We start from the raw sequence: 21,887 nt of genomic DNA, 5'->3' as shown, positions 1-21,887 counted from the left end.
CCGGCATGGCTGAGCTGAGTTCCTACCTCTCGTTCCGCGGCGACGCCCGCGCTGCCCTCGAGTTCTACCAGGGCGTCTTCGGCGGGACGCTGGACCTGAGCACCTTCGGCGAGTACGGGGTGCCCGACGCCCCGGCCGACCAGATCATGCACGGGCAACTCACGATGCCCAGCGGACAGAACCTCATGGCCTCCGACACGTCGCCCGGCATGGACTACAGCGAGGGCCGGCGGGTGACGCTGATGCTGCACGGGGAGGACGAGGCCGAACTGCGGGGCTATTGGGACCGGCTCAGTGCCGGTGGCACCGTGGAGGTTGCTCTGGAACCGCAGATGTGGGGGGACATCTACGGGCAGTGCACCGACCGGTTCGGCATCGAGTGGATGGTGAACATCTCCGCGCCGCAATAGGGGTTCACAAGGAGTACCTTGTGCCCCATGAGTGACCCTGTGACGCAGGCCGGAGTCCGCGCGCTCGCCGAACCCACCGTCGCTGTTCGGGGGTTGTTCCTGTCGGGGCTCGCCCTGGCCAACCTCGGCATCATGGTGGCGTTCTTCGCCCCGCTGCAGAACCTGCTGCCGCGTATGTCCGAGCAGATCGCGGGATCCGGCGGCAAGGAGACCGCGCTGGCCATCGTCACCGGCGTCGGCGTGGTCGGCTCGGTCATCGGCAACCCGCTGGCCGGGGCGCTGTCCGACCGCACCACGTCGCGGTTCGGGCGGCGCCGGCCGTGGATGCTGGGTGGGTCGCTGCTCGGATTCGTGGGTCTCATCCTGCTGCCGAACATGAGCACCATCTGGGCGCTGACCATCGCGTGGCTGGCCGTGCAGTTCGCCGTCAACGCCGCCTACGCAGGGCTGACCGCCACGATCCCCGACCAGGTGCCCGTCCGCCAGCGTGGCGTCGCCTCCGGGTTGGTCGGGCTGGCGCAGGCCCTCGGGCCGGTGGTCGGGGTGGGGCTGGTGACGTTCGTGGTGGTGTCGCTGGTCGGGGGTTCGTACCTCACGGCGGTGCTGTTCGTGCTCTGCATGGTGCCGTTCATGTTCATCCTCAAGGACCCGCCGCTGGCCGAGGAGGACAAGCCCCCGTTCCACCTGGGCAGCTTCGTGCGCAGTTTCTGGGTGTCGCCGAAGCTGCACCCGGACTTCGGCTGGGCGTGGCTGGCGCGCTTCCTGGTGTCGTTGAGCATCGCGATGGCCACGCTGTACCTGCTGTTCTTCCTCACCGACCACCTGGGCTTCGACGACGAAGCCGCCGGCCAGCGCCAGACGGTCCTGCTGGCCCTCTACGCCGGCGGCACCATGATCACCGCGGTCATCGGCGGCTGGATCTCCGACCGGGTCGGCAAGCGCAAGATCTTCGTGATCATCTCCACGATCGTCATCGCGGTTGCCGGCGGGATCCTTGCGTTCGTGCCGGAGGGCCAGAGCGGATGGGGGATCACCATGGTGGCGGCGCTCATCCTCGGGATCGGGTACGGCTGGTACCTGGCCGTCGACCAGGCTCTGATCACCCAGGTGCTGCCGACCGCCGAGGACCGGGCCAAGGACCTCGGGGTCATCAACATCGCCAACTCCATGCCGCAGGTGCTCGCGCCGGTGCTGGCCGCGCCGCTGGTCACCGTGCTCGGCGGCTACACCTCGCTGTACTTGGCCGTGGGCATCATCACTCTGCTCGGTGCGGTGGCGATTCTGCCGATCAAGTCCGTGCCGTAAGTGCGCTGGCCGTTCGCCGACCAGCTCGGGCCGCACTTCCTCGACGACTGGGACGGCCCAGTGCTGGTGGTCGAGTCGCGCGCGGTGCTGCGGCGGCGGCGCTTCCACCGGGCCAAGGCCCACCTGGTGCTGTCGGCGCTGCGGCACCGGGCCGCCGAACTGGGTGACCGGTCGGTGTTCATTCAGGCCGACACCTACCGGGAGGCGCTGGCGCAAGTGGCCGGGCCGGTCCACGTGGTGCACCCGACGTCGCGGGTGGCGCTGGGGTTCGTGCAGGGGTTGGGGCTGGAGGTCCTCCCCGCCCGGGGGTTCGCCACGACTGCCGCGGAGTTCGAGCAGTGGACCGGCGGGAAGCCGCTGATGGAGCGTTTCTACCGCGGGGCGCGGCGGCGCACCGCGGTGCTGATGGATGGTGGGGAGCCGGCCGGTGGGCGGTGGAACTACGACGCCGACAACCGGGAACCGCCGCCGCGCGGGGCGACGACGCTGGGGGTCGCGGACCCGTGGTGGCCTGACGAGGACGGAATCGACGCTGCCGTTCGCGCGGATCTGGCGGGGGTTCCGACGGTTGGGGTGGACGGGCCGCGGCGGTTTGCGGTGACGCGCGACGAGGCGCTGGCGGCGCTGGCGGTGTTCCTGCGCGACCGGCTGCCGGCCTTCGGTGCGCACGAGGACGCGATGCTCGCAGGGGATCCGTGGATGTCACACTCGCTGCTGAGCGTGCCGTTGAACCTCGGGCTGCTGGACCCGCTGGAGGTGGTGCGGGCCGCGGAGGCGGAGTACCGGGCCGGGCGGGCGCCGCTGGCTGCCACCGAGGGGTTCATCCGGCAGGTGCTCGGGTGGCGGGAGTACATGTGGCACCTGTACTGGTGGCTGCCCGAGGACTACCGCGAGCGCAACGTGTTCGAAGCCCGCGAGCCCCTGCCGGGGCGGTGGCAGGAGTTGCAGGGCAGCGGGGCGCGGTGCCTGGACGTGACGATGCAGCAGGTGCGCGAGACCGGCTGGGCGCACCACATCCAGCGGTTGATGGTGCTGGGGTCGTGGGCCCTGCAGCGCGGTTACGACCCGGCGGAGTTGACCGACTGGTTCCACCGGGTTTTCGTCGACGGCTACGACTGGGTCATGCTCGGCAACGTCGTCGGGATGTCGCAATACGCCGACGGCGGGGTGGTCGCGACCAAGCCGTACACCTCCGGCGGGGCGTACATCAAGCGGATGAGCGACTACTGCACCGGCTGCCGGTTCCGCCCGCAGGACCGCACCGGCGAGCGGGCATGCCCGTTCACCGCTGGCTACTGGGACTTCCTCGCGCGCAACGAGGCTGCGCTGGCGAACAACCACCGCATGAAGCAGCCGCTGGCGGGGATGCGCCGGCTGCCCGATCTGCCCGAGGTGAGGGCGACTGCCGCGCAGTTCGGACAGGGACGTTAGACCGCCAGCAGCACCTTGCCGAAGTGGCTGGAGTCCGCGAGCAAACGGTGTGCTTCGGTGGCGTCGGCCAGCGGGAGCACCCGGTCGATGATCGGGCGGATCGCGCCCGTGGCGTAGAGCGGCCACACGTCGCGCACCACGGCCTCGCAGATCTCCGCCTTCTGCGCCGTGGGACGGCTGCGCAGGGAGGTGGCGATCACCGATCCGCGCTTGGAGAGCAGCGCACCGAGGTTGAGTTCGGCCTTCACCCCGCCCTGCAGGCCGATGACCACCAGCCGGCCGCCGTCGGCCAGGGCGCGGACGTTGCGGTCGAGGTACTTGGCCCCGACGACGTCGAGGATCACATCGGCCGGCTGCGGCAAAGCCGACACGAAGTCCTGCTCGCGGTAGTTGATGAGCACCTCGGCACCGAGGTCGGCGCAGCGGGCGAGTTTCTCGTCACTGCCCGCGGTGACCGCCACGTGCGCACCAATCGCGCGGGCCCACTGGATGGCGAACGTGCCGATGCCGGACCCGCCGCCATGGATCAGAAGCCACTCGCCGGGCTGCAGGTGCGCGGTCATGGCCAGGTTCGAGTACACCGTGCAGGCCACCTCCGGGATGCCGGCGGCGGCGACCGGGTCCACCCCCGGTGGCAGCGGCATGACCTGGCTGCGGGGAACTGCGACCTGCTCGGCGTACCCGCCGCCGGTGAGCAACGCACATACCGGCTCGCCGTCGTGCGTCCCCGATACCTCCAGGCCGAGGATCTCGCTGGCACCCGGCGGCGGCGGGTAGAAGCCGCGGCGCTGCAGGAGGTCCGCGCGGTTGACCCCCGCGGCCGTCACGTCCACCAGGACCTCACCGGGCCCGGGGGTCGGGGTGGGCACCTCGGCCACGCGCACCAACTCGGGGGAGTCGACCACGATCGCCTTCACGAACCCGAGGCTACGCCGTGTCACAGCCCGGCCCGGGGGCGCCGCGGCAGTAGCCTGACCACGATCAAGGGAGGACGCATGTCCAACGACAACGGTGAGCCGCAGTTCCCGGGAGCGCCCGAGCCGCAGTTCCCCGGGGCTCCCGGCCCCGAGCAGCAGCCGCCGCAGGGCCCGCCGCCGCAGGGCCCCCAGGGTCCGCCGCCGGGATTCCGCGCCGTCGCGCCCCCCCCGCCGCAGCAGCCACCGCAGGGCCCGCCGCGGTACGATCCCCTCCGCAGGGCCCGCCGCCGGGGTACGGTCCACCCCCGCAGCAGCCGCCGCAAGGCTTCGGTCCACCCCCGGTGACCGAGCCGCCCGCTGAAGACAAGCCGAAGTCCGGTGGCGTCGGGTGGAAGGTCGCGACCGGTGTGTGCGCGCTGCTGGCCGCCGGCGCGCTGGCGTGGGGCCTACTGCAGAAGAGCGACGCCGACTCCGCCGCGCAAGCCAGCGCCGCGCAGATCGCTGAGTTGCAGTCGCAGATCGACGCCGACACCAAGCAGGAGGAGGAACTCCAGGCCGAACTCGCGAAGGCGAAGGAGGCCCACAAGGAGGTCGTCGCGAAGCTGAAGACCGAGGGCAAGGAGCTCAAGAAAGAGGCCGGCAAGCTGAAGGACCTGCAGAACCAGTACAACCAGGCGGCCAAGGAGGCGGCGCAGAAGAACGCGACGCTGCGTGACGAGTTGGCGGCGCAGGAGGCCAAGACGGAACTGGCCACCAAGTGCGCGCAGGTGATGGCCACCGGCATGGAGGTCATCTACAACGCCGACAGCCCGGAGAAGGTTATGCACGACGTGGCCAAGGAGATGCAGAAGGCCAGCGAGAGTTGCCAGGGCGTGGTGTCGTTCCCCTAGCCTCGCCAGTGACGCATGTCTCCAGCCCTGCGGTGGCGGGCTGTGCGGACAGGTCGGAGACTGGAGTTATGAGCATCTACGACTTCAAAGTCGCCGCGCGCGACGGTTCCCAGGTGGACCTCGGCGACTACCGCGGCCAGGTCCTGGTCATCGTGAACACCGCGAGCAAGTGCGGGTTCACCCCTCAGTTCACCGGACTCGAGGAGTTGTACCAGGAGTTCAAGGACCAGGGGCTGACGGTGATCGGCTTCCCCTGCAACCAGTTCGGCAACCAGGATCCGGGCAGCAACGAGGAGATCGCTGAGTTCTGCCAGGTGAACTACGGCGTGACGTTCCCGATGATGGGCAAGGTCGACGTCAAGGGCGACGACGCCGACCCCGTGTTCACGTGGCTGACCAAGCAGGCGCCCGGGTTCCTCGGCATGAAGGCCATCAAGTGGAACTTCACGAAGTTCGTCATCAGCCGCGACGGCGAGGTTCTGGAGCGCTTCAGCCCGCAGGACGACCCGGCGAAGATGCGCGAGGCCATCGAGAAGGCGCTGCAGGCCTGACACACTGACGGCGTGCGCGTCGTCGTCTGCCCGGACAAGTTCGCCGGGACGCTGAGCGCGCCGCAGGCAGCCCAGGCCATCCGCGACGGCCGCGCCCTGGGCGGTCCGCTCATGGGCGCGGCGGTCGGGTCGTGGGTTTTCGCCACCCTCGGACCTTGCACGAGATCACGGTGGGCGATCCGCTCGGCCGCGACGTCGGCGCGCAGTGGCTGCAGGTGGGCGACGTCGCCTACATCGAGGCGGCGCAGGCCAACGGCCTGGCGCGGCTGGAACCGGATGAGCGGGACCCGTGGCGGGCGTCGACTGCCGGCGTCGGGCAGCTCATCGACGCGGCGCGGGGCTGTGAACGGATCATCGTCGGGCTGGGGGGCTCCGCCACCAACGACGGTGGCCGGGGGGCGGTCGAGGCTCTCGGCGGCCCGGTCCCGGGGCTGATCCTCGCGACCGACGTGGACAGCCCGCTGCTCGGCCCGGATGGCGCCACCTACATGTTCGCGGTGCAGAAGGGTGCGGCAACGGCCGACCTGCCGGGCCTGGAGGAACGGATGCGGCTGTGGGCCGCCCAGGACCCGCAGCTGGCGCAGGCACCCGGCGCCGGTGCGGCGGGTGGACTGGGCTTCGGGCTGATGCTTCTCGGTGGGGTGCGGGTCTCCGGGTTCGAGGTCGTCGCGCAGGCGGTGGGGCTGGCCGCGGCGTGTGCGGGCGCGGACGTGGTCATCACCGGGGAGGGGAAGTTCGACCGGCAGTCCCTGCACGGCAAGGTCGTGTCCGGCGTGCGGGCCATGGCCTCGCGGCTGATCGTGCTGGCCGGGCAGGTGACGGTGGCCGAGAACGGAGTGGAAGCCCACGGGCTGCTGGACTTCGCCGGCGACAGAGCGTTCACCGAGCCGGCGCAGGCGCTGGCGGACCTCGCGCAGCAGGTGGCTCAGAGCTGGCAGTAGGACTCCGAGCGCCCGAACCACCGGTAGCGGTTGGCAGCGACCCATCGATAGACCCTGTCGCGCGCGGGCTTGGGGATCACCAGCGCGACGCGCAGCAGCGGCCACGGCCACCGCAGGTACTTCAGCGCCCGCAGCGAGGCGTCCGACAGCGTGTACTCCCGGCCGCCGTCGATGACGGTGACGGTCTGCTGGTCGGCGGCGGGGTTGGCCACGAACTGCAGCGCCCCGGGCTTCTGCCGACGCGCCAAGAAGCGCACCGAGGCGATGCACAGGTTGCAGTACCCGTCGTAGACGACCGTGGCCATACCTGCGAGTCTGCGCGCGATTGCGGGGAACCGCGACCGGTTGCAGGCTGGAAGTGTGCCGAAACGTGAACCCGTGGGACCGGGCCAGGAGTCCGTGTGGGACTACCCCCGGCCACCGGCCGTGATGCCCAGTGACGATCTGGTCCGTGTCGTGCACGCCGGCCACGTGCTGGCTGAGAGCAAGCGCACGCTGCGGGTGCTCGAGACGTCGCACGCGCCGGCGTATTACATCCCCGCCGCGGACGTCGACTGGACCCACCTGCACGAGGTGGGTCTGCGGACCGTATGCGAGTACAAGGGGGCGGCCAGTTACGCGGATCTGCGGTTGCCGGGCGAGCCCGCCGTGCCGCAGGTGTGCTGGTGGTACCCCCGGCCGAACCCCGGCTACGAACAGATCGTCAACGCCGTGTGCTTCTACCCGCAGCGGGTGGACCTGTGCGAGGTGTCCGGTGAGGCGGTCACGCCTTTGCAGAGCAGCTTCTACGGCGACTGGCCCACCTCGCGCATCGCCGGGCCGTACAAGGGGGCCCCGGGCACGCAGTGGTGGTGAGCCCGCTGCCACCTCTGCCACACTCGGCGGGTGATCTGGCAACGGTCGTGCCTGTACCGGATGTGGGTGGTCGGCGGGCTGCTGGCCGTCGTGGGCGTGGTGGTGTATGTCGGGCTGAACTACAAACCCGGTGACGAACCGCCGTACGCACTGATCGGCGCCGCGGTCGGCATCTACCTGCTCGGCATCCTCGGGATGCAGGCCGTCGACCTGGTCCGCCGCAAGCCGCAAGAGGCCGAACCGGTCCCGGCCGGGCACCTCCCGCAGACCCCCGAGCAACTCATGGCCGCACTGACCTTGCCGGGCACCGACGCCGCCCGCGCCCGCGCCGGTGCGCAGGGTTCGCGGCGGTTCAGCATCGGCCTGTTCGTCCCTACCGCCCTGGTGGCGATCCTGCTGCCGCTGGGCGGCTACCTGTACGTCAGCGGCGCGGTCACGCAGGTGTGGCAGCCGCTGGGGGAGACCGGCCCGGGCATCCCGGTCGCGGCGCTGCCCGGGCTGGCGGTCGTGGTGCTCCTGCTCGTGGCGCTGCCGCGGAACATGCGCCGGGCGCGCTCGCTGGCCGACGACTACAACTCCGGCCTGGGCCTGGCGATCAGCCGTACGCCGTCGATCATCCTGTTGCCGCGCATCGGGACCGACGGGATCGGGGCGCACACCATCGGGCCGACCACGTTCGAGGGCGATCGCTACGGCCGCCACGTCGTCGTGGACGCCTACGCCGGCAGCACCGCGGTGCTGGTGCAACGGCCCACCGACACCTTCGAGATCCTCGGCAAGGACGGACGCCTGCAAGCCGAGCAGGCCCCGGCGTGGGTACAGGACAGGCTGGCCGGCGTTCCGCAGGATCCGCGCTGGCACAAGGTGCGGGTCCGCGGGTCGGCGCAGGGGGTGCTGGCCGAACGGCGCGGGTCGGCCCTGGACTCCGACTGGATGCTCGACCTCTGGCTGGCCGAACGGCTGCTGTCAGGCTGAATCCGGTGTCCATGCGTGCCACGCTGAGCGCGTGACCGCCGCCGCCGTGACGACCAAGCCCACCCGCGCCGGCCTGGTGCTGGGGACCCTGATCACGGTGGCCGGGGTCGCCAACCTCAACCTCGCCGTGGCGAACGTGGCACTGCCGTCGATCGGCCGGGCTTTAGAGGCCAGCCAGACGTCGCTGAACATGATCGCCGTGGGTTTCTCCCTCGGCCTGGCCGCCTCTGTGCTGTACCTCGGTGCCGTGGGTGACCACTACGGGCGCAAACTGCTGCTGCTGGTGGGAACCGGGCTGTCCATCCCCGCGGCGCTGCTGGCCTCCTTCGCGTGGAGCGAGACGGTGCTCATCGTCGCGCGCGTGCTGGGCGGGGTCTGCGCGGGCATGGCGTTTCCGACCACGTTGGCGCTCATCACGGCGCTGTGGGCCGACGGCCCGGCACGCACGGCGGCGATCGCGAAGTGGTCGGCGATCGGCAGCGGCGTCATGGTCATCGGGCCGCTGACCGCAGGCTGGCTGTTGGAGAACTTCTGGTGGGGCTCGGTCTTCCTCATCACCGTGCCGCTGGCGGCGGTGGCGTTCCTGCTCGCGCTGCGGGTGGTGCCCGCGCACGTCAACGAGACCTCGGACCCGGTGGATCATCGGGGTGGTGCCCTGTCCGTGGTGATGATCGCCGCCCTGGTGCTGGCCATCAACTTCGCAGCCGTGCCGGGCGGGCTCAAACTCGCCGGGTTCTTCGCGGTCGTGACCGTGGTCACCGCGGTGTGGTTCGTGCGCCGGCAGCGGCGGGCACCCAACCCGCTGTACGACCTCGACGTGGCCACGCGGCGGATCTTCTGGGTGGCGGCCGTGGCCGGGATCATCGTGTTCGGCACGCTGATGGGCACGATGTACATCAGCCAGCAGTTCCTGCAGAACGTCCGGGCCTACAGCACGCTGGCCTCCGGCGCGTCGGTCATCCCGATGTCCGTGGCGATGGTCGCGGTGGCCGGGCTGTCCGCCAAGCTGGTGGTGTCCCGCGGTTCGCGCTTCACGCTCTTGCTCGGCTACGTGTTCTTCGTCCTCGGCTTCATCGTGATGCTGTTGCTGTGGAAGCAGCAGACGTCGTACGCCGGTGTAGCCCTGGCGTACGTCCTCGTCGGGCTCGGGGTCGGGTTCGCGGGCACCCCGGCGTCCCACGCGCTGACCGCTTCCGTGCCGGTCCACCGGGCGGGCATGGCCTCCGCGACGGCGGACCTGCAGCGCGACCTCGGCGGTGCGGTCATGCAGTCGATCCTCGGGGTGCTGCTCACGCTCGGTTACGCCAGCGCCATGGCTTCGGCGGTGGCCGCCTCCCCGGAATCCGAGAAGGTCACCGACGAGGTGGCCACGCAGTTGCAGAAGTCCTTCGCCGGTGCCGAGGCCGTCGCCGAGCAGTACCCGTCGTACGCCTCAGCGATCGAGCAGGCGGCGCAGCAGTCCTTCCTTGACGGCGCCAACTGGGCCTACGCCGCGGGCATCGTGGCGATCCTCATCGGGGCAGCGGTGACATGGTGGCGCTTCCCGGGCAAGGCCGGTGAGGCGGACCTGTTGGCCCGATACAGCAGGCAGGACGCCTCGTCGGGCGACGCGACCTGATCAACCTCTAGCCTGCCAATCGTGGACTGGCAGTGGAGTGTGTACGGCCTGTCCCTGTTGGCCAGCGCAGTGGTCATGGCCGTCGCGCTGATGATGGTGTGGCCGCGGCGCGGTGCCATCGGTGGCCGACCGCTGGTGGGACTGCTCATCGCCATGCTGGTGTGGACGCTGGCATACGCGTGCGAAGCGATGGTCGTGGGCGAGAACGCCAAGATCTTCTTCGGAACCCTGGGCTATCCCGGCGCGATGAGCGTGCCGGTCTTCTTCTTCCTGTTCGTCGTGGAGTACACCCAGAGCGAGAAGTGGGCGCCGCAGCCGCGGTGGCTGCTGTGGATCGTGCCGGTGTGCTGCGTCATCGCCGCCGCCACCAACGGCCTGCACCACTGGCTGTGGACCGGGTTCGTGCCCGAGCCGGGGAACATCCTGGTGTACGAGCACGGCCCGGTGTTCTTCCTCGTGATCGGGTACAGCTACCTGCTGCTGCTCGCCGCCCTGGCCATCGTCGTGGTGGCGTTCGGCCGGCACGACGACAGTTACCGCGGGCAGTTCACGTTGATGCTTGTGCTCGCCGCGTTCCCGATCCTGGGGTCGATCGCCTACGTCTTCGGGTTCAGTCCTTTCCCCGGCCAGGATCCGGCGCCGATCGCCTTCGCGGTCACGGCGGTGGGGATGACATGGGCGACGTTGCGGCAGGGTCTGCTCACCGTGGTCCCGATCGCGCAGGAGTCGGTGCTGGAGAACCTGCACGACGCCGTGCTGGTCCTCGATGCGGCCGACCGGGTGGCGATGGCCAACGCGGCGTTCTACAACTGGCTGGGGATCCGGCGGCGGGATCTTGCCGGCACACCCGTGGCCTCGGTGCTCGCGCCGTGGCCTGGGCTGCTGCAGACCGTCGACTCCGACCGCGATCACACCGATGTCTTCATCGAGCACCCCACCTCCCGCCACGTCGACGTGCACCGGGTAGTGGTCAGCGATGAGCGCGACCGGGTCCGCGGCCGGGTGCTGGTGCTGCGCGACATCAACGCCCTGCGCCTGACCGAACTCGAACTGCGTGACGCCAACGAGAAACTGACCGCGCAACTGGTGACGATCCAGACGCTGCAGGACGGGCTGCGCGAGCGAGCTGCGCGACCCGCTGACCGGCTTGCACAACCGGCGGTACCTCGAGGAGACGTTCGGCCGGGAACTGGCGCGCGCCGAGCGCGAGAACACGCCGCTGTGCATGTTGATGCTCGACCTGGACCACTTCAAAGCGCTCAACGACGAGCACGGGCATGCTGCCGGCGATCAGGTCCTGCGCTGGCTGGGCGACCTGCTGCGCGCCCGGCTGCGCCCCGGCGACATCGCCTGCCGGTACGGCGGTGAGGAGTTCATCATCCTCATGCCGTCAGCGCCGCTGGAAGTGACGCGGGAGCGGGCCGAGCAGTTGCGGGCGGCCCTGCCGCAGTTGGTGGGCACAGCCTCAGGCAACCGCTACCCGCAGGTGACGCTGTCAGCCGGGCTGGCGGCGTTCCCCGACCACGCCCGCAGCAGCAGCGAGTTGCGGCGGTGTGCGGATGTGGCGTTGTACGCCGCGAAACGGGCTGGGCGCGACCAGGTGGTCGTCTACAGCGAGCGGATGGGTTTCACGCCCGCACCGCGGGCCTGATCACGGCTGGGGCGGGCCCCAGAAGAACATGTCGAAGCGATCCGCGCCGGCAGCCACGGCCTCGGCGTACATGAACGCGCCGTCGTACAGCGGGGCGTCGAGGATGATCCCGTCGAGGCCGTCGGGTACCAGTTCGTGCAATTCGTGCAGGTCGTCGAGGTTCTTGACCCCGCCCTCCGCGATCACGTGCGCGTCGGTGGCGTCGCAGAACTCCTGGAGCAGGTGCCGGTCGTCGTGGCGCCAGCGGTGGTGCTCGGCGATGTCGCTCACCACGTAGCGGCTGCATCCGGCCTGGTCGAGCGTGGTGGCCACGGCAAGGGCGTCCGGGCGGCGGATGTCCAGCGCGACGGCCAGCAGATCGCCGTGCGCACCGAGCGCGTTCTGGGTCCACGTCAGGTCGGTCGGCTCGATGACGATGCGGCTGGGCTTGGCGGCCATCGCCGCCTGCAGTGCGGCCTCGGTGGCGATCTGGGAGGCCAGTTGCACGTGCGCGCCGGTGGCGCGGGCGATGGAGGCGTAGTTGGTGTCGCCGGGGTCGTTGTCGACCACGTGCACCCAGGCCGCGCCCTGCTCGGACCATGCGGCGATGGCCTGCTCCGCGGTGCCGTACTCGGCCTCCGTGCCGGGGACGAACGGGAGTTGGGCGGTGCCCTCGGTGACGGTGACCTGGGGAAGCAGCGCCAGCGGGTACAAAGTCATAGGGCCAGCCTAGTGGCCCGGCTACTCCGGTGACGGGCGGCGGCGGGAGGCCTTCAGCGACGAGCGCTTGCGCTTGGCGTCCATGCGGCGGGTCTGGGATGCGGCGCTCGGCCGGGTGCGGCGACGGCGCTTCCGCTTCGGCGCCAAGGCCGACTCCACCCTGCGGACCAGGCGGTGGCGGGCGGCCTGCCGGTTCTGCAACTGCGAGCGGTGCTCGGAGGCGGTGATGACGAACGGGGTGCGCAGGGCGTGCCGCTGGTAGGGGGTCAGCGCGTGGGAGGTGCGGGGGTCCCAGGTCAGCTCGACGCGGGAGTCGCTGGTGTTGACCGACTGCCCGCCGGGGCCCGAAGAACGGCTGAACCGCCAGTGCAGTTCGGTGGCGGGGATGGTCAGGGAGTCGTTGACGACGAGGTCGCCGGTGGGGTCAGGCATCGGCGATCACCCAGGTGTCCACGCGGATGTCGTGGCGCTGCGCCGGGATGCGCTCGAACACCTCGTCGTGCCAGATAAGGGCGACGGTACGGGCCTGCGGGACGGTCGGCACGAAGCGGTCGTAGTACCCACCGCCCTGGCCCAGGCGATGCCCGGTGGCGTCGACGGCCAGCGCGGGGACGATGACGGTGGCGGGTTCGGGGAGGGGGACGGGTTCGGGGGTGGGGCCCGGTCCGACGCCCCATGCCCGCCACGGGCGCGACGAGATGGCGGGGGTCCAGTGCAGGACCCGGCGGGCCCCGGCGATCGGCAGGTACACCTCGTCGCCGCGGGCCAGCAGTGCCTCGATGAGGTCCTCGGTGGGTGGTTCGCCGGGCAGGGCGACGTAGCAGCACACGACGCCCCGGGGGACGGCCGCGAGCACCCTCGCGGGGTAGCCCGAGTCCGGCACATGCCCGGCGGCACGGCGCGCACGCACCATGGCGCGCAGGTGTGCCTTGTCCATGCCGGCAAGGCTAGTGCCGCGTCAGCCGAAGAGGCCGCGCAGTTCGGCGTCCACGGCGGAGGTCGTGTCCACGACTGCGATGTCGGCGGGGTCGCCGGACTCCGGGCGCAGCAGGGTCTGCTCGGTCATCGTGGCGCGCACCGCGTCGGACAGGAATCGGGAGGGCTGGGACCAGGAATGCCGGTCGCCGGTGGGGCGATGGTGGTAGCGCAGCGGCACGTACACGTTGAGGTCGTGGCGGGCGCGGGTCACGGCCACGTAGAACAGTCGCCGCTCCTCCTCCAGGCCGTTACGGTCGGTCAGGGCCATGTCCGAGGGGATGTTGCCGTCGGCGGCGTGGATCACGTGCACCACGTCCCACTCCAGGCCCTTGGCCGAGTGCATCGTGCTGATCACCAGCCAGTCCTCGTCGATGGCCGGGGCGCCGGCCAGATCGCCGGTCGACCGCGGCGGATCCAGGGCGTGGTCGGCGGCGACGTCCGACAGTCGGGGCAGGGTGGCGGCGGCCTCGACGAGCACATCGAGGTCGGCCAGGCGCTCCTCGCCGTTGTCGTAGGCCGCGCGGATCAGCGGTGCCATGGCCTGTCGCAGTGGGTCGGCCTGCTTGGTTGCGACCGCCCGGGCCACGGCCTCCGCCGCTTCCTGGGCGCCGGCCGGCAACTCGTTGAGGGCCAGGGGCCAGCGCAGCAACACCTCGGCGTCCTCGCCGTCGTCGAGCAGACCCAAGGCGGTCAGGGCGCGTTTGGCCTTCGTCGGCCCCACCCCGGGCAGCAGTTGCAGGACGCGGAACCAGGCCACCTCGTCGCGGGGGTTGTCGGCGATCCGGAACGCGGCCAGCAGGTCCTTGACGTGGGCGGCCTCCAGGTAGCGCAGGCCGCCGTACTTCACGAAGGGGATGCCGCGGCGGCCCAGTTCGATCTCGAGGCGGTCGCTGTGGTGGGCGGCACGCACGAGCACCGCCTGCTCCTGCAGGGCCACCCCGGCTTCGCGCTGGGCCAGCACCTCCTCGCAGACGATCTGGCTCTGGTGGTCCTCGTCGGCGCAGCGGACCATCCGGGGCAGGGTGGCTGGCGCCGGGGCGGCGGCCCGCAGTCGCGTGGAGAAGCCCGCCGGGGCGTCATCGGCCAGAGTGTTCGCGGTGTCCAGGATCGCCTGCGTGCTGCGGTAGTTGACGGTGAGTTGCAGCGTGGTGGCGCCGGCGAAGTCGGCCTCGAAGTCGAGGATGTGGCGGGGGTCGGAGGCGCGGAACGAGTAGATCGCCTGCGCGTCGTCGCCCACCACGGTGATCCGGTCGTCGTGCCGGCGCAGCAGTTGCAGCAGTTCGACCTGCAGGGCGTTGACGTCCTGGTACTCATCGACGAGCACGTGGTCGTACATGCCGCCGAGGCTGCGGCCCACGAGGTCGTCGCGCAGGGCCTGCCGCCAGTGCAGTAGCAGGTCGTCGAAGTCCAGCAGGCCCAGCCGGCGTTTGCGAGTGAGGTACGCGGCGCACACCGCGCCGATCGGTTCGACGAGGTCGCTGGCCCACGGGGCGATGGCGTTGACCACGTCGGCCACCGGGGTGCCGGTGTCGACGGCGCGGGAGTAGATGTCGAGCAGGGTGGACTTGCGGGGCACCCGCCGGCCACCGGGCAGGTCCTTGAGCGTCTCGTCGCGCACCACGTCCATGACGTCGGCGGCGTCGGCCGGGTCGAGCACGGAGAAGCCCTCCGGCAGGCCGAGTCGCGCGGCGTGCTGGCGCAGGGTGCGGTGGGCCACGGAGTGGAACGTGCCGCCGGACACGCGGCCGGACTTGTACCCGATGCGGGCCAGGCGGGCGTGGCTGCGTTCGACCATCTGCCGTGCCGCGCGGCGGGTGAAGGTGAGCAGCAGGACGCGCTCCGCGGGGACGCCATCGGCCACGATGCGCGCCACCCGGGCACTGAGCGCGGTGGTCTTGCCGGTGCCCGCGCCGGCGAGCACCCGCAGCGGTCCGCCGTCGAACTGCGCGACCGCTCGCTGCTCGTCGTTGAGTCCTTCGAGGAGACCGTCTGCGTACATGTGTTCGAGAATAGCCGGTGAGACTGCTCGACAGGAAACTTCCCGGCGATTCGCAGTACGTTCGCAGCGGAGCGAAGGAGATGGAATGTCCAAGAAGATCTCGCGTGTCGACAAGTACCAGGCCAGCGCTGACGCCGTATGGGCGATGTTGTCCGACCGCGCGTACGTCGACAGCAAGTACCAGGCCCTCGGTGACATCTCCACCGATGTGCAGACCTTCGACACCTCGGACTCCGCGATCACGCTGAAGGTGGAGCGGATCGTGCCGGCCGACCTGCCGGACTTCGCCAAGAAGATCCTGGGCGACACCAACAAACTCGTGCAGACGGAGCACTGGACCGCCAGTGGCGGCAGTTACGTCTGCGACCTGCACATCGACTTCCCCGGCAAGCCGCTGAAGGTCACCGGCCGCCTCGAGGTCAAGCCGACCGGCGACGCGAGCGCCGACTGGGTGGTCAACATGGACGTCAAGGCCAGCGTCCCGCTCATCGGCGGGAAGCTGGAGGGGGTCGTGGAGAAGGAGACCCTGGCCAGCCTGGACAAGGAGTACGCCTTCAACCAGGAGTGGCTCGCCGGGCACTGAGCGACGCTGCTCGTACCATCGAAGGGTGCGCGCCCTTCTGCTCGAGAACATCCACCCCGATGGTGCCGCGGCGCTGGAAAGGGCCGGCTACGCCGTTGAAAGCCTGGACCGGGCGCTGGCCGGCGAAGAACTCGCGCGCCGGCTCGAGGGCGTGCAACTGCTGGGCGTCCGCTCGAAGACGCAGGTGAGCGCGCAGCACCTCCGCGAGGCGGACTCGCTGCTGGCCGTCGGAGCCTTCTGCATCGGCACCGACCAGATCGACCTGGCAGCGGCGACCGACGAGGGGGTCGCGGTGTTCAACGCCCCCTACTCCAACACCCGCTCGGTCGTGGAACTCGCGCTGGCGGAGATCATCGCGCTGACCCGTGGGATGGTGCAGAAGAACGCGCTGATGCACCAGGGCGTGTGGGACAAATCCGCCGCGGGGGCGCACGAGGTGCGCGGGCGCAGCCTGGGGATCATCGGCTACGGCAACATCGGCGCGCAACTGTCCGTGCTGGCCGAGGCGCTGGGCATGGTCGTGTACTTCTACGACACCGTCGACAAACTCGCGCTGGGCAACGCGCGCCGGTGCGGTTCGCTGGCCGAGTTGCTGGCCGTGGCCGACGTGGTGACGTTGCATGTGGACGGCCGTCCGGGCAACGCCGGACTTTTCGGCGAGCCGCAGTTCGCTGCCATGAAGCCCGGGGCGCTGTTCCTCAACCTGTCCCGCGGCTTCGTGATCGACACCGCCGCCCTGCGCGAACACCTGGTCAGCGGGCACCTCGGCGGTGCGGCCGTCGACGTGTTCCCCGTGGAGCCGGCGAGCCGGGGTGAGGAGTTCCGCAGCGAACTGCGGGGGTTGCCGAACGTCGTCCTGACCCCGCATATCGGTGGGTCCACGTTGGAGGCACAGCAGGACATCGGCCGTTTCGTCGCCGGGAAACTGGTCGACTTCGGCACTGACGGCTCAACGGTGCTCAGCGTCAACCTGCCGCCGCTGAGCCTGCCTGAGCATGAGGGCACGCACCGGCTGGCGCACCTGCACCGCAACGTCCCCGGTGTGCTCGCGGCGATCAACTCGGTGCTGGCGGCGCACGGCGTCAACGTCGAAGGTCAGTTGCTCGGAACCCGCGGGGAGTCGGGGTACGTGCTCACCGATGTCGGGGTCGACTACGCCGACGAGGTGCTCGACCAGCTCCGCGCCCTGCCCGAGACCGTGCGGTTGCGCGTCCTCTACTGAATCGCGACTTCGAAGGTATCGAGGGTCTGATGGTGGTGGCTGTGCCGTCACCCGAGTGACGGCCCGCCGTTCAGCGCGCTGATCCCGCTGCCGACCAGGATCGCTCCCACCCCGAGGCCGGCGATGATCGCGGCTTGCGCGCCGTAGCGGTCCAGCCACCCCGTGACCCTCCCGGTGACCGCGTCGCGGTGCTGGGGGCCGGCCCACACGTACGCCGCGACGATCGCGGTTTGGATGGCCAGCGCGGCGGCGGCATAGACGAGCACAGCGAACACCACCTCGACCACCGGCAGGTTCTTCGCGCCCACGTTGACCATCGCCACGATGAACACCACGTCCAGCAGGCTCTGCACGACGACCAGGATCGCGCCGAACCCGAACAGGCTCACCCCGGGCAGGTCGAGGCGGCGGCGCAGCGTCCCGGAGACCTCGGGGGTGCCGCGGCCCTGGCGCTGCTGCCACCACAGGTACAGCGCGAACCCGGCGAACAGCACCCCGCACGCGATCTCCACCGCCGGCTCCAGCCAGGGGTACTCCTTGGTCACACGCAGCATCACGTGACCGGCGCCGATCGCGAAGGCGACCCCGAGGACCATGATGCCCATCGCCGACCCGGCGAGGAACCACACCGAACGCCGGATGCCGTGGGGCTGGGTCAGCAGCAGCGGCATCACCGCGACGCCGACGGGGTCGACCGCTGCCAGGCCCAGGAAGCCGAGGGACACCAGCAGGCTGAGCACTGGTCGAGTCTGCCAGCAGGTGGGTGCGTTCGCGTGGTTAGCCTGGTGGGCATGCAGGCAGCGGTCGCGGCAGGTGCCCCGGGCACGGTGGAGGTGGCCCTGGAGGTCCTCGCCGAGGGCGGGAACGCCGTGGACGCCGCTGTCAGCGCCGCTTTCGCGATGCCGGTCACCGAACCGGGGCTGGCCAGCCTGGCCGGCGGCGGTTTCATGATGGTGCACGACGCTGACGGCGCGACCCACCTCATCGACTTCTTCGCCGCAGTGCCCACTCCGCACGACCACCCACAGCACGAGGTGATCACCGTGGAGTTCTCCGGGGCGGTGCAGGACTTCACGATCGGGCCGTCGACGGTGGCCGTGCCGGGGGTGCTCGGCGGCCTGCTGCGCGCCCACGAGCAGCACGGCCGGTTGTCTCGCGAAGAGATGCTGCGCCCGGCGCAGGCACTGGCCCGCCGGGGCGCGGCGATGACCGCGGCGCAGGCGCTGGTCCTGTACTTGATCGGTCCGATCGTCACCTCGACGCCGCAGGCCGCGGCCATCTACGCACCGGGCGGCCGGCTGCTGGCCGAGGGGGAGGTGCTCCACAACGACGCGTACGCGCATTTCCTCGACGAGGTCGCGGCCGGCCTGTCGCGACTGCCGGCCGAAGGCCCGCTGCACGAAGCGGACCTGGCCGCGTACCGGGTGTTCGAGCGCGAGCCACTCCGGGTGGAACTGGCCGGCGGAACGGTGTTCACCAACCCCGCCCCGTCGCTCGGCGGCTCGATCATCGCGTACGCGCTGGCTGAACTGCCCGCCGAACCCACCGCGCTGGACCTGCTCACGGCACTGCGCGACGCCACCGACCACACCAAGACGCTGGCGCCGACGTCGGTGCGCGGCACGACCCACCTCAGCGTCACCGACGGCGTGCAGACCGTCGCCATGACGGTGAGCAACGGTAGTTGTTCGGGAGTGATGCTCGGTGACACCGGCGTGCAGCTGAACAACATGATGGGGGAGAGCGACCTGCATCCCGATGGGCTGGCCTCACCGGTGGGGTCGCGCATCCGGTCGATGATGGCGCCGAGCCTGGTGGAGCGCGACGGGATCGTCACCGCCCTCGGGACCGGGGGCAGCGAGCGCATCCGCAGCGCCCTGACCCGGGTCATCGCGGGGCTGTTGCGCGGCGTGCCGCTGCAGGAAGCCATCGACGCGCCACGGGTGCACCTGGACAACGCGGGGGTGGTGCAGGTGGAGCCAGGGTTCCCCGCCGGGCAACTCGCATCTCTGCCGGAGCCGGTTTCGCACTGGCGGCACAAGGACTTCTACTTCGGTGGCGTGCACGCGGTGTCCAGTGACGCGGTGGCGGCCGCCGACGCCCGCCGGGGCGGGCACACCGGGCGCTTGTAGGGCTGGGCCAGGCGTTGGCCTACCGGTTGTCCGAGGTGGTCATGCCCAGCGAGGCCCGTGCGGCCTCCAGGCGGGCCACCGGGACCCGGAACGGCGAGCAGGACACGTAGTCCAGCCCGACCTCGTGGAAGAAGTGCACCGACTGCGGGTCGCCGCCATGCTCCCCGCACACGCCGAGGTGCAGGTCCGGACGGATCTCGCGCCCCTCGGTCGAGGCGATCTGCACGAGCCGGCCGACACCCTCGGCGTCGATGCTCTCGAACGGGGAGACCCCGAACACGCCCTTCTCGAGGTACAGGGAGAAGAACCCGGCCTCCACGTCGTCGCGGCTGAAGCCCCACGTGGTCTGGGTGAGGTCGTTGGTGCCGAAGGAGAAGAACTCCGCGCTATTGGCGATCTCACCGGCGGTCAGGGCCGCGCGCGGCAACTCGATCATCGTGCCGATCGGGAACCGCAGCGTGCAGCCGTGCTTGCTGGCCACATCGGCGAGCACCTGGGAGGCCTCGTCGATGATCAACTCGAGCTCGTGCACCGAACCGACCAGCGGGACCATGATCTCCGCTTTCGGGTCGCCGCCCAGACGCTGGCGGAAACACGCGGCCTCCGCGATGGCGCGCACCTGCAGCGCGAAGAGGCCCTTGACCACCAGGCCCAGGCGCACCCCGCGCAGGCCCAGCATCGGGTTCGACTCGTGCAGCCGGCGCACAGCACGCAGCAGGCGCAAGTCGGCCTCCTTGGGCTTGCCGTGCTCCTCGGCCACAGCCACTCGCACCGACAACTCCGTGAGGTCGGGCAGGAACTCGTGCAGCGGGGGGTCGAGCAGGCGGATCGTGACGGGCAGGCCGTCCATCACCTCGAGGATGCGGATGAAGTCCTTGCGCTGCAGCGGGAGCAGTTCGGCCAGTGCGTCCTCATGCTCCTCATCGGTGTCGGCCAGGATCAACTTCTCGACGTACTGCTTGCGTTCGCCGAGGAACATGTGCTCGGTGCGGCACAGGCCGATGCCCTGACTGCCCATGCGTCGTCCGCGGGCGGCGTCCTCTGGGGTGTCGGCGTTGGCACGCACCCTGAGGCGGCGGTTCTCGTCCGCGTGACGCATGATCCGGTCCACCGCGTGGACCAGTTCGGCGGTCGGACCGTCGGCGTCGTCGAGAGCGGCGTCGATGCCGGCGTCGAAGTACTCGACCACCGGGGAGGGGCGGACCTCGACCTGACCGTCGAAGACCTCGCCGGTGGTCCCGTCGATGGAGATGACCTCACCCTCGACACGGCGGGTGCCGTCGGGGAAGGTCAGGGTGCGGGCCACGGAGTCGATCTCCAGCGCTTCGGTCCCGCACACCGCGGTCTTGCCCATCCCGCGCGCGACCACGGCGGCGTGGGAGGTCTTCCCGCCACGGGTGGTGAGGATGCCGGCCGCGGCGACCATGCCGGGCAGGTCGTCGGGGTTGGTCTCCCGGCGCACCAGGATGACCTTCTTGCCCTCGGCGGCAGCGGCCACGGCGGCGTCGGAGTCGAAAACGATCTGGCCGACGGCCGCACCCGGGGACGCGGCGGTGCCCTTGACGGAGGACTTCGGGGCGTTGGCCCGGTCGAACTGCGGGAACATCAACTGGCCCAGTTGCGGGCCGGTCACCCGACGCGTGGCCTCGTCCATGTCGATGAGGCCCTCGTCGACCAGCTGCACCGCTATCCGGAAGGCCGCACCGGCGGTGCGCTTGCCCACGCGGGTCTGCAGCATCCACAACTTGCCGCGCTCGATGGTGAACTCGATGTCGCACAGATCCCGGTAGTGGTTCTCCAGGGTCGTCATGATCTTCATGAGCGTTTTGTACGGCTCCGGCTCGAGCACTTTTAGTTCGTGCAGCGCCAGCGTGTTGCGGATGCCGGAGACCACGTCCTCACCCTGCGCGGACTCCAGGTAGTCGCCGTAGACGCCGGGGGCGCCGGTGGCGGGGTCGCGGGTGAACGCCACGCCGGTGCCGGAGTGCTCGCCGGAGTTGCCGAAGACCATGGCCTGCACGTTGACGGCGGTGCCGAGATCGTTGGGGATGCGCTCCTGGCGGCGGTAGAGCTGGGCGCGCGGGGTGTTCCACGAGCGGAAGACCGCCTCGATGGCACCGAGGAGCTGGTCGCGCGGGTCCTGCGGGAAGTGCATGCCGTGGGAGGTGATGATGTCCTCGTAGCGCTGTACCAGCTCTTTGAGGTGGTCTGCGGGGATCAGCACGTCGGAGGCGACGCCGCTCTCCCGCTCCACGTCGGCCAGGGCCTCGGCGAACAGGTCGCCGTCGAGGTCGAGCACGGTCTTGCCGAACATCTGGATCAGGCGGCGGTACGAGTCCCACGCGAAACGCTCGTTGCCCGACTGTGCGGCCAGGCCGTGCACGGACTCGTCGTTGAGCCCGATGTTCAGGACGGTCTCCATCATGCCGGGCATGGAGAACTTGGCGCCGGACCGCACGGAGAGCAGCAGCGGGTTCTCCGGGTCGCCGAGGGTGCGGCCCATCTGGTGCTCGAGGTCGTCGAGGCTCGCGCGCACCTGGGTGAGCAGTTCCTTGGTCATCGCGCCGCTTTCGAGGTAGGCGCGGCAGGCGTCGGTGGTGATGGTGAATCCCGGTGGCACTGGCAGTCCCAGGTTGGTCATCTCGGCGAGGTTGGCACCCTTGCCGCCCAGGAGGTCCTTGAGGTCCTTGTTGCCTTCGGAGAACGCGTACACCATCTTCTCGGTCATGC

At 70.3% G+C, this 21,887-nt stretch carries 21 protein-coding genes and 1 pseudogene; 14 read left to right on the top strand and 8 right to left on the bottom strand.

The window, feature by feature from the left end; all coding sequences use genetic code 11:
* The first annotated feature begins 5 nt into the window (after positions 1–5).
* From IPG68_16025 to IPG68_16015, 3 genes are read left to right on the top strand one after another with little or no spacing between them, the layout of a single operon-like run.
* On the top strand, positions 6–410 hold the full coding sequence (locus tag IPG68_16025) for a VOC family protein (GenBank protein MBK6764672.1): 405 nt from the start codon (positions 6–8) through the stop codon (positions 408–410).
* Between the two features lie 27 nt (positions 411–437).
* Positions 438–1,715 carry an MFS transporter gene (locus IPG68_16020; GenBank protein ID MBK6764671.1) on the top strand — a complete coding sequence of 426 codons (1,278 nt, stop codon included), beginning with the start codon at positions 438–440 and terminating at the stop codon, positions 1,713–1,715.
* Positions 1,716–3,146 (top strand): cryptochrome/photolyase family protein, encoded by a 1,431-nt coding sequence (locus tag IPG68_16015; GenBank protein ID MBK6764670.1) that lies wholly within the window; start codon positions 1,716–1,718, stop codon positions 3,144–3,146. It abuts the gene before it with no gap.
* Here the strand turns inward: IPG68_16015 and IPG68_16010 are convergent.
* Positions 3,143–4,063, bottom strand: coding sequence for an NAD(P)H-quinone oxidoreductase (locus IPG68_16010; protein ID MBK6764669.1), 921 nt, complete (start codon positions 4,061–4,063; stop codon positions 3,143–3,145). The genes IPG68_16015 and IPG68_16010 overlap by 4 nt on opposite strands.
* A gap of 341 nt (positions 4,064–4,404) precedes the next feature.
* Between IPG68_16010 and IPG68_16005 the strand changes: the two genes are divergently transcribed.
* From IPG68_16005 to IPG68_15995, 3 genes and pseudogenes are all read left to right on the top strand, one after another.
* The gene (locus tag IPG68_16005) at positions 4,405–4,953 is read left to right on the top strand and encodes a hypothetical protein (protein ID MBK6764668.1); all 549 of its coding nucleotides are present in this window, start codon (positions 4,405–4,407) and stop codon (positions 4,951–4,953) included.
* Positions 4,954–5,021: 68 nt separating this feature from the next.
* The gene (locus IPG68_16000; protein ID MBK6764667.1) at positions 5,022–5,504 is read left to right on the top strand and encodes a glutathione peroxidase; all 483 of its coding nucleotides are present in this window, start codon (positions 5,022–5,024) and stop codon (positions 5,502–5,504) included.
* A gap of 12 nt (positions 5,505–5,516) precedes the next feature.
* Positions 5,517–6,445, top strand: a pseudogene (locus IPG68_15995) (glycerate kinase).
* Here IPG68_15995 and IPG68_15990 read toward each other — a convergent pair.
* Positions 6,430–6,750: a DUF393 domain-containing protein gene (locus tag IPG68_15990; GenBank protein ID MBK6764666.1), complete on the bottom strand. Its 321-nt coding sequence runs from the start codon at positions 6,748–6,750 to the stop codon at positions 6,430–6,432. The pseudogene IPG68_15995 and the gene IPG68_15990 overlap by 16 nt on opposite strands.
* 124 nt (positions 6,751–6,874) lie before the next feature.
* On the opposite strand from IPG68_15990, the gene IPG68_15985 reads away from it, so the two are divergent.
* Genes IPG68_15985 through IPG68_15965 form a run of 5 tightly spaced genes read left to right on the top strand, consistent with a single transcriptional unit; the run spans position 6,875 to position 11,544 of the window.
* On the top strand, positions 6,875–7,300 hold the full coding sequence (locus tag IPG68_15985) for a DUF427 domain-containing protein (protein ID MBK6764665.1): 426 nt from the start codon (positions 6,875–6,877) through the stop codon (positions 7,298–7,300).
* A gap of 30 nt (positions 7,301–7,330) precedes the next feature.
* Positions 7,331–8,275, top strand: coding sequence for a hypothetical protein (locus IPG68_15980; GenBank protein ID MBK6764664.1), 945 nt, complete (start codon positions 7,331–7,333; stop codon positions 8,273–8,275).
* Between the two features lie 31 nt (positions 8,276–8,306).
* Positions 8,307–9,893 carry an MFS transporter gene (locus tag IPG68_15975; protein ID MBK6764663.1) on the top strand — a complete coding sequence of 529 codons (1,587 nt, stop codon included), beginning with the start codon at positions 8,307–8,309 and terminating at the stop codon, positions 9,891–9,893.
* 21 nt (positions 9,894–9,914) lie between these two features.
* The gene (locus tag IPG68_15970; GenBank protein ID MBK6764662.1) at positions 9,915–11,261 is read left to right on the top strand and encodes a PAS domain-containing protein; all 1,347 of its coding nucleotides are present in this window, start codon (positions 9,915–9,917) and stop codon (positions 11,259–11,261) included.
* A gap of 16 nt (positions 11,262–11,277) precedes the next feature.
* Complete coding sequence (locus tag IPG68_15965) at positions 11,278–11,544, top strand: diguanylate cyclase (GenBank protein MBK6764661.1); 267 nt, start codon at positions 11,278–11,280, stop codon at positions 11,542–11,544.
* Here the strand turns inward: IPG68_15965 and IPG68_15960 are convergent, their stop codons facing one another.
* Genes IPG68_15960 through IPG68_15945 form a run of 4 tightly spaced genes read right to left on the bottom strand, consistent with a single transcriptional unit; the run spans position 11,545 to position 15,220 of the window.
* Positions 11,545–12,243 (bottom strand): hypothetical protein, encoded by a 699-nt coding sequence (locus IPG68_15960; GenBank protein ID MBK6764660.1) that lies wholly within the window; start codon positions 12,241–12,243, stop codon positions 11,545–11,547. It abuts the gene before it with no gap.
* Between the two features lie 21 nt (positions 12,244–12,264).
* Positions 12,265–12,675, bottom strand: coding sequence for an aminoacyl-tRNA hydrolase (arfB, locus tag IPG68_15955; GenBank protein ID MBK6764659.1), 411 nt, complete (start codon positions 12,673–12,675; stop codon positions 12,265–12,267).
* On the bottom strand, positions 12,668–13,180 hold the full coding sequence (locus IPG68_15950) for a 5-formyltetrahydrofolate cyclo-ligase (protein ID MBK6764658.1): 513 nt from the start codon (positions 13,178–13,180) through the stop codon (positions 12,668–12,670). Before IPG68_15950 ends, arfB begins: the two co-directional genes overlap by 8 nt.
* A 21-nt stretch (positions 13,181–13,201) precedes the next feature.
* On the bottom strand, positions 13,202–15,220 hold the full coding sequence (locus tag IPG68_15945; protein ID MBK6764657.1) for an ATP-dependent helicase: 2,019 nt from the start codon (positions 15,218–15,220) through the stop codon (positions 13,202–13,204).
* A gap of 85 nt (positions 15,221–15,305) precedes the next feature.
* On the opposite strand from IPG68_15945, the gene IPG68_15940 reads away from it, so the two are divergent.
* Positions 15,306–15,803, top strand: a complete 498-nt coding sequence (locus tag IPG68_15940; GenBank protein ID MBK6764656.1) for a DUF2505 domain-containing protein — start codon at positions 15,306–15,308, stop codon at positions 15,801–15,803.
* Between the two features lie 25 nt (positions 15,804–15,828).
* On the top strand, positions 15,829–17,025 hold the full coding sequence (gene serA / locus IPG68_15935; GenBank protein MBK6764655.1) for a phosphoglycerate dehydrogenase: 1,197 nt from the start codon (positions 15,829–15,831) through the stop codon (positions 17,023–17,025).
* Between the two features lie 47 nt (positions 17,026–17,072).
* Here the strand turns inward: serA and IPG68_15930 are convergent, their stop codons facing one another.
* Entirely contained in the window at positions 17,073–17,765 is a 693-nt protein-coding gene (locus tag IPG68_15930) for a GAP family protein (protein ID MBK6764654.1), read from the bottom strand.
* Between the two features lie 51 nt (positions 17,766–17,816).
* Between IPG68_15930 and IPG68_15925 the strand changes: the two genes are divergently transcribed.
* Entirely contained in the window at positions 17,817–19,157 is a 1,341-nt protein-coding gene (locus IPG68_15925; protein ID MBK6764653.1) for a gamma-glutamyltransferase, read from the top strand.
* A gap of 19 nt (positions 19,158–19,176) precedes the next feature.
* Here the strand turns inward: IPG68_15925 and IPG68_15920 are convergent, their stop codons facing one another.
* Positions 19,177–21,885, bottom strand: coding sequence for a pyruvate, phosphate dikinase (locus IPG68_15920; GenBank protein ID MBK6764652.1), 2,709 nt, complete (start codon positions 21,883–21,885; stop codon positions 19,177–19,179).
* Between the last annotated feature and the right edge of the window lie 2 nt (positions 21,886–21,887).

The sequence above is a fragment of the Micrococcales bacterium genome (assembly GCA_016703125.1).
Classification (GTDB): domain Bacteria; phylum Actinomycetota; class Actinomycetes; order S36-B12; family UBA10799; genus JADKAV01.
The sequence above is the reverse complement of the archived record's forward strand: the minus strand, read 5'-3'. Positions and strand labels throughout refer to the sequence as shown.

Coding starts and splice junctions, on each gene's coding strand:
- IPG68_16025 (MBK6764672.1), top strand. CDS start 6: ATGGCTGAGCTGAGTTCCTACCTCTCGTTCCGCGGCGACGCCCGCGCT.
- IPG68_16020 (MBK6764671.1), top strand. CDS start 438: ATGAGTGACCCTGTGACGCAGGCCGGAGTCCGCGCGCTCGCCGAACCC.
- IPG68_16000 (MBK6764667.1), top strand. CDS start 5,022: ATGAGCATCTACGACTTCAAAGTCGCCGCGCGCGACGGTTCCCAGGTG.
- IPG68_15990 (MBK6764666.1), bottom strand. CDS start 6,750: ATGGCCACGGTCGTCTACGACGGGTACTGCAACCTGTGCATCGCCTCG.
- IPG68_15985 (MBK6764665.1), top strand. CDS start 6,875: ATGCCCAGTGACGATCTGGTCCGTGTCGTGCACGCCGGCCACGTGCTG.
- IPG68_15965 (MBK6764661.1), top strand. CDS start 11,278: ATGCCGTCAGCGCCGCTGGAAGTGACGCGGGAGCGGGCCGAGCAGTTG.
- IPG68_15960 (MBK6764660.1), bottom strand. CDS start 12,243: ATGACTTTGTACCCGCTGGCGCTGCTTCCCCAGGTCACCGTCACCGAG.
- arfB (MBK6764659.1), bottom strand. CDS start 12,675: ATGCCTGACCCCACCGGCGACCTCGTCGTCAACGACTCCCTGACCATC.
- IPG68_15950 (MBK6764658.1), bottom strand. CDS start 13,180: ATGGACAAGGCACACCTGCGCGCCATGGTGCGTGCGCGCCGTGCCGCC.
- IPG68_15945 (MBK6764657.1), bottom strand. CDS start 15,220: ATGTACGCAGACGGTCTCCTCGAAGGACTCAACGACGAGCAGCGAGCG.
- IPG68_15940 (MBK6764656.1), top strand. CDS start 15,306: ATGTCCAAGAAGATCTCGCGTGTCGACAAGTACCAGGCCAGCGCTGAC.
- IPG68_15925 (MBK6764653.1), top strand. CDS start 17,817: ATGCAGGCAGCGGTCGCGGCAGGTGCCCCGGGCACGGTGGAGGTGGCC.
- IPG68_15920 (MBK6764652.1), bottom strand. CDS start 21,885: ATGACCGAGAAGATGGTGTACGCGTTCTCCGAAGGCAACAAGGACCTC.